The organism is Streptomyces sp. TLI_55 (assembly GCF_900206255.1).
GTDB classification, from domain to species: domain Bacteria; phylum Actinomycetota; class Actinomycetes; order Streptomycetales; family Streptomycetaceae; genus Streptomyces; species Streptomyces aquilus.
The window spans coordinates 2,734,884-2,749,005 of sequence record NZ_OAOJ01000001.1; the positions used below are offsets into that span (position 1 = coordinate 2,734,884).

Annotated in this window: 8 protein-coding genes, 1 other RNA gene and 1 pseudogene; 2 read left to right on the top strand and 8 right to left on the bottom strand. The window is 66.9% G+C overall.

All coding sequences use genetic code 11. The features are described from left to right. Positions 1-36: 36 nt before the first annotated feature. The 4 genes from CRP56_RS12690 to CRP56_RS12705 are packed head-to-tail and all read right to left on the bottom strand — an operon-like array spanning position 37 to position 7,905. Positions 37-3,345 carry a type I restriction endonuclease subunit R gene (locus CRP56_RS12690; RefSeq protein WP_097263358.1) on the bottom strand — a complete coding sequence of 1,103 codons (3,309 nt, stop codon included), beginning with the start codon at positions 3,343-3,345 and terminating at the stop codon, positions 37-39. Beyond that, positions 3,342-4,463 (bottom strand): restriction endonuclease subunit S, encoded by a 1,122-nt coding sequence (locus tag CRP56_RS12695; RefSeq protein WP_218877970.1) that lies wholly within the window; start codon positions 4,461-4,463, stop codon positions 3,342-3,344. Before CRP56_RS12695 ends, CRP56_RS12690 begins: the two co-directional genes overlap by 4 nt. A gap of 8 nt (positions 4,464-4,471) precedes the next feature. After that, the gene (locus CRP56_RS12700; protein WP_097263362.1) at positions 4,472-6,091 is read right to left on the bottom strand and encodes a class I SAM-dependent DNA methyltransferase; all 1,620 of its coding nucleotides are present in this window, start codon (positions 6,089-6,091) and stop codon (positions 4,472-4,474) included. 23 nt (positions 6,092-6,114) lie between these two features. Continuing rightward, the gene (locus CRP56_RS12705) at positions 6,115-7,905 is read right to left on the bottom strand and encodes an SAM-dependent methyltransferase (protein ID WP_257040760.1); all 1,791 of its coding nucleotides are present in this window, start codon (positions 7,903-7,905) and stop codon (positions 6,115-6,117) included. Positions 7,906-8,590: 685 nt separating this feature from the next. On the opposite strand from CRP56_RS12705, the gene CRP56_RS12710 reads away from it, so the two are divergent. Next, positions 8,591-10,294, top strand: coding sequence for a DUF6119 family protein (locus CRP56_RS12710; RefSeq protein ID WP_179851000.1), 1,704 nt, complete (start codon positions 8,591-8,593; stop codon positions 10,292-10,294). A gap of 175 nt (positions 10,295-10,469) precedes the next feature. Here CRP56_RS12710 and rnpB read toward each other — a convergent pair. The 4 genes and pseudogenes from rnpB to CRP56_RS12730 all read right to left on the bottom strand — a co-directional run bounded on the left by rnpB (position 10,470) and on the right by CRP56_RS12730 (position 13,228). After that, positions 10,470-10,874: RNase P RNA component class A (gene rnpB / locus CRP56_RS12715), an RNA gene on the bottom strand. Between the two features lie 67 nt (positions 10,875-10,941). Then, positions 10,942-11,766 (bottom strand): annotated as a pseudogene (locus CRP56_RS49280) (DMT family transporter); the annotation flags it as partial. Positions 11,767-11,788: 22 nt separating this feature from the next. After that, the gene (locus tag CRP56_RS12725; RefSeq protein ID WP_097263368.1) at positions 11,789-12,604 is read right to left on the bottom strand and encodes a helix-turn-helix domain-containing protein; all 816 of its coding nucleotides are present in this window, start codon (positions 12,602-12,604) and stop codon (positions 11,789-11,791) included. A 48-nt stretch (positions 12,605-12,652) separates the two neighbouring features. Continuing rightward, complete coding sequence (locus CRP56_RS12730; RefSeq protein WP_097273987.1) at positions 12,653-13,228, bottom strand: Uma2 family endonuclease; 576 nt, start codon at positions 13,226-13,228, stop codon at positions 12,653-12,655. Positions 13,229-13,359: 131 nt separating this feature from the next. Here CRP56_RS12730 and CRP56_RS12735 point away from each other — a divergent pair, with 131 nt between their 5' ends. Then, complete coding sequence (locus CRP56_RS12735; RefSeq protein ID WP_097263370.1) at positions 13,360-14,121, top strand: MerR family transcriptional regulator; 762 nt, start codon at positions 13,360-13,362, stop codon at positions 14,119-14,121. Position 14,122: the final 1 nt, after the last annotated feature.

The following is a 14,122-nucleotide window of genomic DNA, read 5'->3' on the forward strand; positions in this document are numbered from 1 at the left end:
CCTCTCCTGGATGAAAGGCCCTGGACTAGCGGTCGTTCAGCGCACGGCGGTGCCGTCCGTGGACCACTCCTTGGCGAAGTGTTCCATCTGCTTCAGCACGAGCTCGATGGCTGCCGGGGCCTGCTTCGGCGGGTAGCCGCGGCGGGCGAGGAGACGCTTGATCGTGGTGCGGAGCTTGGCGCGGACGGGTTCACGGGATATCCAGTCCGGCTTGAGCTGCTGTCGAATCTGCACGACGAGCTCGCGGGCGATCTCCGCGAGGGTCTCGTCACCCATGAGCTCGCGGGCACTGCCGAGGTCAGCCACGGCGTCATAGAAGGCGAGTTCGTTGTTGTCGAGGGCGGGCGTGAACTGTTCACCTCGCCTAACGTCGTTCGCGATTTCCTTGGCCATCTCGACCAACTTGGCGATGATTTCGGCGCTGGTGAGCTGCTGGCGCATGTAGCGCACCATCAGGTCCTGCAGGCGGTCGGAGAACGCCGTCTGGCGGACAATGTTGTGTCGGGTGACCTCGCGCATCTTCTGCTCGACGAGACGACGCAAGGCCTCCGCGGCCAGGTGCGGGGTCTCGCTTCCCTGCAGCTTGGCGACGAGAGCGTCGTTGAGGTAGGTCAAGTCTGCCGTCTCCAGGCCGGCTTCGGCGAAGAGGTCCGTCACACCTCCAGTCTCGACGACCGCGGAGGTCAGCTGGGCGAGGTATAGCTGTACGTCCCGAGAAATCGGCAGACCCCGCGCTTCACGCTCCATGGCGTCGAGCTTCGCCATGTACGCCCGGACCTCGACGAAGAACTGGATGTCCCGCTTCCAGTACGGCTGGTCCTCGAAGCACACCCAGACGTCCGCAGACGAGCCGGCGAGCGCGAAGAAGCGTTCAAGGCGATGTGCGTGGTTGCGGAAGCGACGGGCGAGGGTCTCCTCCGGGTTGTCGAGTAGCTCGGGATTGTTGCCCGGGGTCTGCGGACTGCGCAGGTAGTTCGCGGTGCCCAGAGCAGCGTCAATGAATGCCGTCCGGGTGGGCCGGGCGAGCCGCTCCCGCCAGTCCCAGCCGTGGAGCATCTCGTCGAGGATGTTGTACTCGTTGCGCAGTTCTTCCAGGGCCCGATCAATGTCCTGGCCGAGGGTGCGGTCCTTCTGGTCGGACTCCGAGTACTCGGCGATGGCCCGCTGCAGGTTCTCGGTGAGCGGGGCGTAGCCGACGAGGAGGCCATCCTCCTTCATCCTGTAGCGTCGGTTGACGCGGGCGAGGGCCTGCATCAGGTTGGCCCCCTTCAGCGGCCGGTCCAGGTACATGGTGTGGATCGGCGGTGCGTCAAATCCGGTCAGGAGCATGCTGTGCACGATGAGCAGCTCCAGCTCGTCGTCAGGGTCCTTGGCCCGGTTGATGACGGCCTTGCGCTGACTGTCGCGCAGGGCGTGGGGCTTGAGGTGATCCTTGTCCTGACGGCTGTTGAACGAGAACACGATCTTCATCGCGCCCTTGTCGATGTCGTCGCTGTGCCACTCGGGGCGCAGCGTGCGCAATTCGTCGTAGACCTGGACACAGATGTCGCGGGTGGCACACACGATCATCGCCTTGCCGGGTGCACCGCCACTCTCGGAGGCACCGACGAACGGCTGCATCCGTGTGCGCCGCGCCTCCCAGTGCTCAACCAGGTCCCGGGTGAGATCCCGTATCCGGGCCGGGGCACCGTACATGGCGTTCATGGTGGTCACGGCCTGCTCGATACGGGAGCGCTCGGAGTCGTCGAGACCGTCAGTGATCCGGTCGGCTTCCGCGTCGATGGACGTCGGGTCGACATCCCGGTCGAGGACGAGCTGCACCACGCGGCTCTCGTGGTAGACCTTCACGGTCGCGCCGTCGTCGGCGGCCCGCTTCAGGTCGTATACGTCGATGTAGTCGCCGAAGACCTCACGGGTGTCGCGGTCGGACTCGGAGATCGGGGTTCCGGTGAATGCGAGCAGCGTCGCGTGCGGAAGTGCATCGCGCAGGTGACGGGCGTAGCCGTCGAGGTTGTCGTAGTGGCTGCGGTGGGCCTCGTCGACGATGACGATGATGTTGCGGCGGTCGGAGAGCAGCGGGTGATCGGTGCCCGACTCCTTCTCCTCCTTGGTCTTGCCGAACTTCTGCAGGGTCGTGAAGAGGATGCCGCCGGTGCGCTTGGCGGCCAGCTCCTCGCGCAACTGGGCGCGGGTGAGAACCTGTTGGGGCTTCTCCGGCAGGACCTCACTCTCCAGGAAGGTGCCGTAGAGCTGGTCGTCGAGGTCGTTGCGATCGGTGATGATGATGATGGTCGGGTTTTGCAGTGCCGGGTCGCGGGAGACGAGGTTGCTGGTGAGCACCATCTCCTCGGACTTACCCGAACCCTGCGTGTGCCAGACCACGCCTGCCTTGCCGTCGCTGGCCGCGGCCTGCCGCACCTTGTCGACGGCGCGGGTGACGGCGAAGTACTGGTGCGGCTTGGCGATGCGCTTCATCTTCCTCGAAGGTACGAAGTTGATGAAGCTACCGATGAGGGAGAGGAATCGCGGCTGCGTGAACAGGCCGTGCAGGGCGAGATTCTGAGCCGAGTCGACGATGCCCTCGCCTCGGAGAGGGTCCACGCGGGCGCCGAACTCGTCGGTGTTCCACGGGGCGAAGTGCTCGTACGGCGTGAATGGGGTGCCGTACTTGGCGGTTATCCCATCGGACAGCAGCACCAGCGCGTTGTAGCGGAACGCCGTCGGGAACTCCTCCACGTAGCGGCTGATCTGCGCGTGCGCACCTTCGAGGGTGGCGCTCTCGTCGCCGGCGCGCTTCAGCTCGATCACGGCGAGGGGAAGGCCGTTGACGTACAGGACGAGGTCGAAGCGACGGTTCTTTTCGCCGTCGATCACCATGACCTGGCGGACGGCGCGGTAGGTGTTCGCGTCGGAGTCGGTGAGGTCGATGATGCGGACGGTGGGATTGTGTTCCGCGCCGAAGGAGTCGGTGTAGGTGACGGAACGGATGCCAGCGGTCAGGAAGCCGTGCGCGGTCCGGTTCTCCTCGTACGCGTCCTGCGAGGCGGGGGTCGCGGCGGTGGCGAGGGCGTCGCGGACGGCGTCCGGGGGGAGGTCGGGGTTCAGCCGCTCGATCGCGTCGCGGAGATCGGTGTTGAGGACGAGGTCGTCCCAGGAGGCGCGGTGACCGGAACCCGGGGCAAGTTCGTTGCCCTCGGCCTTCGGCCAGTCGAGTTCGACGAGCTCGTCAAGGGCGAGGTGCTCCCAGTCGGCTTCCAGGGGGCGGTAGTTGGTGCTCGGGAGGTTCTCGGCGGAGCGGGAGTCGTATGTGCCGTAGCCGCGGTCGTCGTGACCGTCGTTCGTCATACCTGGTCCTCCACGATCTTCTCGGCGTCTTTGACGCGCAGGCGGCCGGACATGAGTTGGGGGAGGAGGGTGTCACGGAGAGCAGCTAGGGCGCGGGACTCTTCCTGCCGAGCATGGTGCACAGCAAAAAGCGTGCGTGCTCCCGAAGTGAACTCGCGAACCCGATTGCTGCCGGGAACTTTCATTGGGACGGAATAGGCGCGATCCCGATTAAGCCCTGGCACTGCAGAATCCGAATTCATCTCCTCCAGACCCATATTACGTAGCGCAAAGTAGACGTACTCCATGGTCATCTCGCCCTGCTTTGGCACTGCGTAGAAGGTAGTGTCAATCGGGTAAAAATCACTCTCCGACCAATACACGGCGCCAACAGTCCCCTTGCGCCCCACGATCACGCCTGGACCCGTGACGAGATGATTGTTATGAGTTCCACTGACGCCTCCGCTGCCAAACACGTTCACACGTCCAGGGACTCGCCGGGTCGCAGGGAGGGACTTTCCATACTTGAGTTCAACCAACTCGCCCATTGCCACTGTGCGATCAGCTTCGAGTGCCACCTGACGGAAATGGTTCTCCGCCAACTCCATCACGGTAGCCGCGATGCGCTCGTTGATGGCGATCTTGTCGTCCAGCGCCCCGAGCACAGCGCCGATCCTCCTCTGTTCGGCTACCTCGGGGACGGCAGGAATCTTGAGATCTCGGACCTGGGCCACACGCAAGTGAGAAACCGTCGAGCCAGACGCCTGCCCGAGCAACAGGTTCTGAACCTCTGAGCCAAGTAGGAAGTAGTGCAAGAACCTGGGGTCGGCCACATTGATGTTCGGACGCAGGAGCATGGTGCGCTGCCCAAGGCACACCTTCATCCCTGCTTCGATCCGCCCGACACGGCCGACAGGTGCCTCTCGCGTCAAAACAAGGTCGTTCAGCTGGGGCACTGCTCTTGCCGTCCAGATATCGAAGGTTTCCTGGCTCACCGCCTTGGCGTCGTCCAGCCGAATACGCCCGTTCACGATGTGCGGCGTTCCGATGGAGAAGCCCACCGCTTCTTCGCCAGGTCCAACCTCAGGAGGAGTACGGTTCTTGCAGTCCACGATCAGATCGCAGAGGTCTGCCAGCATCAAAGTAGTCATCCGGCCCTGCCCAGCTGCTCGCGAACCGCCTTCGCTAGCTCGTCGCTCTTGTCGAAGAGCTCGTATAGCTCCCCCGTCAGCCGCGCGATCTTCCTCGCGACCACCTCTGCGTCCTCTTCCTCCGCCTCAACGGCACCCACGTACCGCCCCGGCGTCAGCACATACCCGTGCTCGCGCACCGTCTTCAGGTCAGCCGTGAAACTGAACCCAGGCTCATCCGCGTACGAAAGCCCCTCCTCGCGAGCCGACTTCGTCCCCCGCCACGCGTGATACGTGCCCGCGATCTTCGCGAGGTCGGCCTCCGTCAGCACTCGCTCCGTGCGGTCGACCATCTCCCCCATCGCACGCGCGTCGATGAAGAGGATCTCACCGCGCCGATCGTCAAGGCGCTTCGCTCCCTGGGGCGACTTGTTGCGCGACAGGAACCACAAGCACGCCGGAATCTGTGTCGTCCGGAACAGCTGCGACGGCAGCGCGATCATGCACGCCACCAGGTCCGCCTCGACGAGCGCCTTACGGATCTCGCCCTCGCCGCTCTGCTGACTGCCCATCGAGCCGTTGGCCAGAACCACGCCCGCCGAGCCGTTCTCGCCGAGCTTGCCGACGATGTGCTGGAGCCAGGCGTAGTTGGCGTTGTTCTTCGGGGGGACGCCGTACTTCCAACGGGCATCGGACTCCTTGCGCGCCCAGTCCTTGATGTTGAAGGGCGGGTTGGCCATGACGTAATCGGCCTTGAGGTCCGGGTGCTTGTCCTCGGCGAAGGTGTCGCCCCAGCGGGCGGCGAGGTTGCCGTCGATGCCGTGGATGGCGAGGTTCATCTTGGCCAGGCGCCAGGTGCGTTCGTTGAGTTCCTGACCATAGACCGCGATGTCGGACTTGTGGTCGCGCCCCCGGTGCACCTCGATGAACTTGCCGGCCTGAACGAACATGCCGCCCGATCCGCACGCCGGGTCATACACCCGGCCCTCGTACGGCTCCAGAACCTCCACCAAGAGTTGGACGACGGACCGCGGCGTGTAGAACTCGCCACCGCGCTTGCCCTCTGCGCGGGCGAAGTTACCGAGGAAGTACTCGTACACCTCGCCGAGCACATCCTGGGCGGGCTTGTCTCCGCTGCCACCGAAGCGGGCGTCGCTGATCAGGTCGACGAGTTCGGCCAGGCGCTTCTGGTCGACGTTGTCGCTGTTGAAGATCTTCGGGAGGACGCCTGTGAGCGAGGCGTTCTCGCGCATGATCGCGTCCATGGCCTCGTTCAAGAGGAGGCCGACGCCGTTGGCCTTGGCGTTCGCCGCGATCCAGCCCCAGCGGGCGGTCTCGGGGACCCAGAAGACGTGTTCGCCGGTGTACTCGTCCTTGTCTTCGAGAAGTTCGGCCTGGCGCTCCTCCTCGATCCCCTCGTCCGCGAGCTCCTTGGCGAGGGCTTCACGGCGCTCGTCGAAGGCATCCGAGATGTACTTGAGGAAGATCAAGCCGAGGACGAACTCCTTGTACTGGGCGGCGTCCATGGAGCCGCGCAGTTTATCGGCGGCCTTCCAGAGGATGTCTTGGATCTCCTTGGGCGTGGACGCGGAGAACAACTCCCCTTGCGGGGCGGGCTTCTTCTTAGCCGGAGGCATAAGGTGCAGGGCTCCTTCAGGTGTCAGAGTGCGTGGCTCGGAAAGTCGGGGGCGAGGATCGTGAGGGTGCCGTCCGTGAGACCGGCGGTCGTCAGACGGCTCAAGTCCTCAAGCGCCGCGGCCTGGTCACGCAGGAGTGCGGCACGCTGGGCGATCTCGACAAGCAGGGCTTCGCAGCGGGCGGCTTCATCGGGCTCCAGGTCCGGAATCGTCATGTCCTCAATACGTCGGGCAGCTCGGACAGCTCCACTGGAGCGGCGGTGTTCGGCCGCCGCCGCGCGAAGCAGGGCAGCCAACACGCGTGGGCGGAGCGGCTGTTCGGCGTCAGGGCGGACACGTAGGACACGGGCGGGATACGCGACGACAGACAGGCCCTCCTCGTCCACGTAAACCCCGAATCGGGGGGTGCCGGTGATGACCACATCACCAGGCTCGGTGAACTGCGCGTGCTCGTACGCCGTCATCAGCACCGCGCGGTCGATGCGGTGTGTGCCGACCGGGACGGTACCGGTGACCTCGTCAGGGCTGAGGACGTCGTAACGGCCCTCGGGTCCAAGGTGCTCGGTGCCGATGCGGTGACCCGGCAGTTTACGCAGGCGGCGTTCCTTGATGAGACGGGTGACCGTGGTGCGCCGTATGGGCCGGTCGGAAGGACGGAGTGCCGCATGGGTGCGCAGTTCCGGGCGTTGGTCGTGCTGGCGGTGCGCGGCGTCAGTGAGCCGGCTCAGGCGTACTTCGAGTTCGGAGATCAGCGCGGGGCGGTCGATCACCGCGCTGATGTAGCGGCTGGCGTGGGAACGGTGTTGGGGAGTGAAGGCGATACCCGGCCGGTCATCCAGAACCTGGATCGGCAGGATGACGCCGTGACGCGGTTCGTGGCGGCCGTCGTCGACCCAGTTAGCCGTGCGCCAGATGTGGACGTCCTCGCACAGCGCGTCGAGGGTGCGCTGGGTGAGGTCCTGCGCAGAGAGGTCGATGAGAAGGACGCGGCCTCGTCGCTGCTCCTGCGGGGTGCGGTGCAGCACCCACAGGGCGGTGCGGTAGGCGGGCCGGTAGGGCACGACCCCACCGGGGAGGTTGACGACGACCTTCACCAAACCGGAGGTGAGCAGGGAGCGGCGCAGCCGGTCCGCCTCGCCTCGCGGGGGCAGTGCTTGGGCGAGGGCATCGGCGGGGCCGAGGACCACTGCCGTGCGGCCGTCCGCGAGGAGGTCGGTCAGGGCCTCTATGCGCTCCAGCGCAACCAGCGGATCTCGGTCCTCGCCCGCCTCGTAGGGGAGCACGGCAGTGATGAGGTCGGGTGCGTCGAAGGTTTCGGTGGGTAGCTCGTTGCCCTCACGGATGTCGAGTTCGTACTCCGCGATGTCGTGGACCAGGGCCCGGCGCCGGACCAGGCGTACTAGGGACGGGTCCGGGTCACAGGCCTGGTAGAGGTGTCCTGTGTCGGTGACGTCCTTGTCTCGCAGGGCCGTCAGGAGGTCGCCGGCCCGCACATAAGGGATACCGATGACACGCCCGTTAGCCATCTCCTCGATGCCGGAGAGTCGGGCGATGCACTGGGTCATGGCCGGGGTGACGGAATCCTCCGCCAGGTGATGGGCGCCCAGGCGGCGGCGTGCGTCAAGGATCCAGTTGAACGGTTCTGCCGGCGAGTACGCGGTCTCGATCAGTTCGTCAGCCACGGCCCTGAGGCCGTCGAGCTGCTCCCCGGATTGGGCGGCCGCGTCAATCTCTCGGGCGAAGAAGGCATCTTCCTCGTCGAAGTAGCGGGCGCGCTCAACCAGCTCGGACCAGCCGTCGGCGGAAAGCGGCACGTCATCATGACGGCGCAAGCAGATCAGGGACGTCAGAGTGTCGACAAGGGCCGTTCCCGGTAGCCGTTCGCTCCATGCGGCGAGGGTATGGAGGGCGAGCTCGCTGCGTAGGTAGCGAGCGTCGACATTGCCTCGTCCGGTGTCCAGGAGCCATCGGACGACGGCATGACCATCGAAGAGCGGGCGGGTGCCATCGTGCTCCACCGGCGCGGGAAAGTCGGGGTACCGGCGGGCCCAGGTGGTGACGACGGGACGTTGGACCCGGGCCAATGTCCCGATTTCCGTGTACGTGATCCGCCAGGACACCTGGTCCGGCAGGATGGGAGTCGTCGCCTCGTGCTCAGTGGGCACCTGGTCTCGCTCCTCTCCGCAGGTGGATCACGCTTGGCTCGTACGTCCTCACGTCGCCAGCTCATCTGCAGGCATCGCAGACTCTATCGCCGATCTGAAACCAAGGCACCTAGGTACTTGATAACCCCGGTTATCAGGCTTTCGCGGATGCTTTCGACCGTCTGTCTGTCACTTTGTATGCGTCAGGCCCCGGTCTTCCGCCGAGGCCCGTCAGCCAGGGGGGGCGCACCGACGTCTCTCAATGCCGCAAGCACCACCACTCGGTCACACGTAAGGCACGCCCCTGTTACCCCACCCCGCACACATCGCGCTCCCCTGCCGCATGGAGGCACTCATGGCCCTTCGCACCTGCCCCCGCACCGTCTACCAGCTCCCTGGCGTCTCCCCGACCGTCGAGGCCATGCTGGAGGCCGTAAACCCGAAGTACCTGAACACCCCGCACGCTGTACTGAGGGTCTCTGCGCCGGAGGAGCCGATTCAGCAGATCGCGGTCGTCGTCCCCCACGACAGGGAGCAGGTGGGCTGGGGTGATGTCTTCTCCAGCGGGTACGGAGAGTCCTTCGCCATCTCCTCCAGTCGACCCGCCGCCCTGCATCTGCTCGCCGTCGACGGCATGGTGTACGCGCTCGGCGCCGACATGGGGTACCGGATGCTGGAGGACAGCTACGTCAACAAGCGGTTCGGGCTCGCGTTCGTGCTGCGTGCGGGCGATCCCTACCAGTTGCGGGGGCTTGTATCCCGCACCATCGGCGAGGCACGCACCGACATCGCGCTGACGCCCGCAGGGAAGCCGGTGCTCAGTTTCGCCGTCCGCGAGCATGCTCAGCACGTCGACCGGCTTGGCGCCTACCTCAAGGATCTCAAGCTCACTCGTTCCCACCTCGGCCGCGTGGAGCAGTTCGGTGCGGACGGAGGCGCGGGGCTGCGTATCCCCCTCGGCGTCGAGCGCGAGGACCTGATCGCCGACCTCCGCGAGATCGGACGCGTTCTGCGGGACGAGAAGCCGCAGCCGGAGCTGGAGTTCGTCGAACACATCACGCCGGTCAAGGACGCCGCAACTCTCGAACTCCTCGAAGTGGCCCTGGACGCTGCCCTCGGTGAGCCGGCCGACGGTCGGATCGTCTCCGCCGTCCCCATGGAACTCTGGCAGCCGTACCAGGCAGCTCGGATGTTCCACATCAGGATCGACAGCAGCGAGCCCGGCCACCATGACGACTTCGACCTGGCCTATCTCCTGGGCCGCGCCCGCGTACATCGCCAGGGGACGCGCCTGGACGCCGTGCGCGCGGGCACGGTGACCGGTTACCTCTATCCCAAGGGCGGTGGCCAGGAGCACCTGTTCACGACTTCCGCTCTGCGCTGGATCGAGGCCCAGATCTCCGTCGGATCCCGCCGGTTCTGCTTCACCGACGGCGAGTGGTACGAGCTCGGCGCGCGTTTCGTCGAAGCGATCCGCGCGACCATCGCCAGGCTCTTCCCGCCGCACCCCTCGGTGGATCTACCCAGCTGGTACAAGGGGCAGACCGAGCGCCAGTACAACGAGAGCGTCCCCGACACCCACCAGCTGCTCTGCATGGACCGCAAGAACGCGCGCAACCCCGTCGGCACCAATTCGAGTCACTTCGAGGTCTGCGACCTGCTCGCCAAGGACGGCACCCTGATCCTGGTCAAGCCCGCTCACGGCGGTTCCGGACCGCTCAGCCACCTGTTCAACCAGAGCATCGTCGCCATCCAGCTGCTCCTGCAGGACGCGGAGGTACGCCGGCAGTTCACCGAGCGTGTTGCCGCAGAGGCCAAGGACAAGGGCAAGGACGGCTTCTTCCTGCCCGCGGACTTCGTCCCGCGCCGCGTGGTCTTCGCCATCAAGCTGGGCAACGGCGCGACATTGACGCCGGAGACCCTGTTCCCCTTCTCCCAGATCACCCTCGCCCAGACCGCACGGGCCCTGGAGCAGGCCGGCATCAGCGTGGAGGTGATCGGCATCCCGGAGTCCACGGAGAAGCGCCCGGCGAGGCCGGCTTTTACGTCAGCGGCATAATCACCGCCAGCTTCACTTCCTCTGATTCGGAGCACGGTCCACACCGCCGTCCCGGTGTCCCGTTGCCACAAACATGCAGGAATCCCGGGGACACCCCAGGTCAGCCGGGCGGCACACCCACCACTACGAGAAACGGCCCTGCCTTGGGGAAACCTCCAGGCCAGGGCCGTACAAGCAGACGAGTCGGGCTATACGCCGGGTTCTGTCACCCGGCCACCTCACGGCGACCGGGGAGACGGCCATCCATCTAGGGCCGGCGTTGCCGCCGGCCTCGTGCGGTCTACCCGGGAACTCGGGCGGGCAGCCCTCGAACGTTCCCGCAGGAGCGCCAAGGCGCTCCCTTTTGACCTTGCTCCAGGTGGGGTTTACCTAGCTGCCCAGGTCACCCTGAGCACTGGTGGTCTCTTACACCACCGTTTCACCCTTACCCGGCACCGAAGCGCCAGGCGGTTTGTTTTCTGTGGCACTGTCCCGCGGGTCACCCCGGGTGGCCGTTAGCCACCACCCTGCCCTGTGGAGCCCGGACGTTCCTCGGGAAGCCCCCGTCAAGGGGACTCCACGCGGCCGTCCGCCCGGCTCGTCTGCCGTGTCGACCATGTTACCGGCCCCCCACTCCTCGCAGGACCGGCCGCCGTCGCCAGCACCGAGCCCGCCAGGATCAGGACGAAGGCCACGCCCACCCCCGCCGTCAGCTCCTCCCCCAGGAACAGCGCGCCCGCCGCCACCGCAACCGCCGGGTTCACGTACGTGATCACCGTCGACCGCGTCGGGCCCACCTCCTTGATCAGCTCCAGGAAGGCCACGAAGGCGACCGCCGTGCAGATCACTCCCAGGCCCGCCAGCGCCAGCAGAACCGAGGCGGAAGGCATGGACGAGGGCCACGTCAGCCCCGCCGCCGGTGCGTACACCACCGCCGCCAGCGCCAGGCACGACGCCGTGAGCTGGAGGGACGGGACAGCCCGCAGATAGCGCGCCGCTATCAGTGGCGCCGTCGCGTATCCCACCACCGTCACCAGCACCTCCGCCATCGACCGCGCGTCTCCCCCGGTCAGATGCGGCACCGTCAGGACTCCGACCCCGCCCAGGCCCAATCCCAGCCCCGTCACCCTGCGCGCCCCCAGCCGCTCCGTGGCCCCGAAGAAGCGAGCCAGCGCCACGCCCACGATCGGCACCCCGGCTATCAGCAGTCCCGCCGTCGAGCTCGACAGGTGCCTCTCCGCGTCCGTCAGCGTGAACCACGGGCCGATGATCTCTATGCACGCGAAGGCCAGCAGCGGCTTCCAAAACGACCGGATCGTCCGCCCCAGACCCCGCGCCGCGAACGGCAGCAGCAGCACCGCCCCCAGCGCACATCGCGTGAACACCACGAACGACGGGGACAGCGGGGCCTCCACCGCCACCTTGATCATCAGGTAGGGGATCCCCCACACCACTCCCATCAGGGAGAACAGGAACCAGCCGCGTGCAGTCATACCGCCATGCTGGCCCCGTCGGTCAGCGTCCGTCTTGAACGCTGTTGCGGTACGCCGCCGGCGTCACCCCCAGCACCCGCCGGAACCAGCGGGTCAGATGCGCCTGGTCCGCGAAGCCCACCGCTGCCGCCGCCTCCGCCGGGCGCAGGCCCGCTTCCAGCAGGGTCCGGGCGCGGTGGACCCGGTACTGGGCCAGCCAGGCGTACGGGGGCAAGCCCATCGTCGTGCGGAAGGCCCGTAGGAGTTGGTAGCGGGACAGGCCCACGTCCTCGGCCAGCGTCGCCAGGGAGGGAGGGGCCAGCAGTTCGTCCGCCAGGCGGTCCCGTACGAGCAACGCGATGCCGGCACCGCCCGGCACCACGTCGTCCGTCGCCCGTGCCGTCGAGTGGCGGCGGGCCAGTGCCGTCAGGAGCCATGGCAGTCGCGACTCCGCCTCCAGGGGGTCGGGGCAGGCGCTGAGTTCCGTGTGCGTCAGGCGGAGGGCGGCAGCCAGCTCCGGGTCGTCTATCAGGGGCTCACGGAAGTGCGGGAAGCCGCAGGTGCCGTCGGCCAGCAGGGGCGTCGCCGCGTACAGGGCCCGGTACGCGTAACCGTCCGTCGTGGTTCCCGGTCCTCCCGTGTGCACCTCTCCGGGTGCCAGTACGACGATGCTGCCCGGGCCCGTGCGGATGTGGCCGCCCCTGTAGTCGATGATCTCCGAGCCGCCCACGCACACACCGACCGTGAACTCGTCGTGGGCGTGCGGGGCGTAGACGTGCTTGTCGAAGCGGGCCGTGAGGAGGTCCAGGCGGGGGCCGCAGCGGCCCAGCCTCGCCCGAGTCCACAGTGCCTGTTCCACGCCGCGCCCCCTGTCCTCCGTCGTTCTCAGGGTGCAACGCCGGGGTGGTCAGAGAAAGTCCGCTGTCTCCAGGTCGAAGGAGAAGGGTGCGGGGAGTGCCAGCGCTTTACCGAAAGGCCTGGTGCACTGCTCGCGGTAGTCGTCCTTCTCCGGGGCGCTGAAGAGCGTGATCGACGAGGCCTCACGGTCGACCAGCAGGTACAGAGGGATGCCACCACGGGCGTAGCAACGGGGCTTGGCCTCGCGATCGGCCTCCGGCCTGCTGGACGTCACCTCCAAGACCATGGCTACACCCTTGCAGGGCATCCAGGAGTCAGCACCGCGGAACAGGCGCGACTCTCTGGGGACGAACGTCCCATCCGGAATCACGTGGTCCTCGGGGCAGCCGTCCGCGCTGCGCAACTTCAGCCCCTTGTTCGCAGAGAACTGCACATCTGCCGAAGAGCGCCGGTACAGCTGTTCCACGATCAGGCTGATGCAGTGCTCGTGGTGCCCATCGGGCAACGGCGTCACCACGAGTTCCCCCTCGATGAGCTCCGCCCTGAGCCCTTCCGGGGTTTCCAAGTCAACGAACCAGTCCAACAAGATCTTCTGCGTGATCGGATCCAGTGCCACGGCCACCAGACAACAGCCCTTCACCTAGCGCCAGGACCGAACCGTCGAAGATCACCCGTTAGTGACCAACATCGGCCCCGGCCCCGGCCCTTGACCCTGCCCCTTGACCCTGCCGCGACGTCAGCGTCTCTACTGCTCCCATGCGAATCGGAGAACTCGCCGCCGCCGTCGGCGTCACCACGCGGACCGTGCGGCACTACCACCATCAGGGGCTGTTGCCCGAGCCCGAGCGGCTCTCCAACGGCTATCGGGACTACACCCTGCGGCACGCCGTCGTCCTCGCCCGTATCCGGCGGCTGACCGAGTTGGGGATGGGGCTCGCGGAGGTGCGGGACGTGCTCGCCGAGGACGCCGGGAAGGATCTCGTCGAGGTGCTCACCGAGCTCGACGAGGACCTGGCCCGGCAGGAGGCCGCGATCCGGGAGCGGCGGGCGTGGCTGCGGGCGCTGCTGGAGGCGGAGGGCGGGCTGATCGTCGAGGGGCCCGTCTCGCCGGAACTGGCCTCGCTGTTCGGGGACTTGGCTCATGTCGGGGCCGACTCCCCCATGGCCGTCAAGGACCGCGAGATGCTCGCGCTGATCGACACCATGACGGCCGTGGAGGACCGGGAGCGGCTCGTGGACCTGCTGCGCGGCGCCCTCGGCTCCCCCGAGGGGATTGCGCGGGCACTCGAGGCGTACGCCCTGCTCGACGACCTCGCCGAAGCCGACCCGGCCGACCCGCGCGTGGCGGAGGCCGCCCGCACCCTCGCCGGCTGCATGCCCCGCGAGCTCGTCCCCCGGACGGGGATCGACGCGGACAACAGCTTCATGCGCGCCTTCTACGCGGACCTCGCCCCCGCCCAGGCGGAAGTCCTCCGCCTCGCGATGCAGATCCTCACCGAGGCCGAGGAGCCGTCGTGAG

What these genes read in the sequence shown, in the direction of transcription:
- CRP56_RS12735 (WP_097263370.1), top strand. Translation starts at nt 13,360, where the DNA reads ATGCGAATCGGAGAACTCGCCGCCGCCGTCGGCGTCACCACGCGGACC.
- CRP56_RS12710 (WP_179851000.1), top strand. Translation starts at nt 8,591, where the DNA reads ATGGCCCTTCGCACCTGCCCCCGCACCGTCTACCAGCTCCCTGGCGTC.
- CRP56_RS12690 (WP_097263358.1), bottom strand. Translation starts at nt 3,345, where the DNA reads ATGACGAACGACGGTCACGACGACCGCGGCTACGGCACATACGACTCC.
- CRP56_RS12700 (WP_097263362.1), bottom strand. Translation starts at nt 6,091, where the DNA reads ATGCCTCCGGCTAAGAAGAAGCCCGCCCCGCAAGGGGAGTTGTTCTCC.
- CRP56_RS12695 (WP_218877970.1), bottom strand. Translation starts at nt 4,463, where the DNA reads ATGCTGGCAGACCTCTGCGATCTGATCGTGGACTGCAAGAACCGTACT.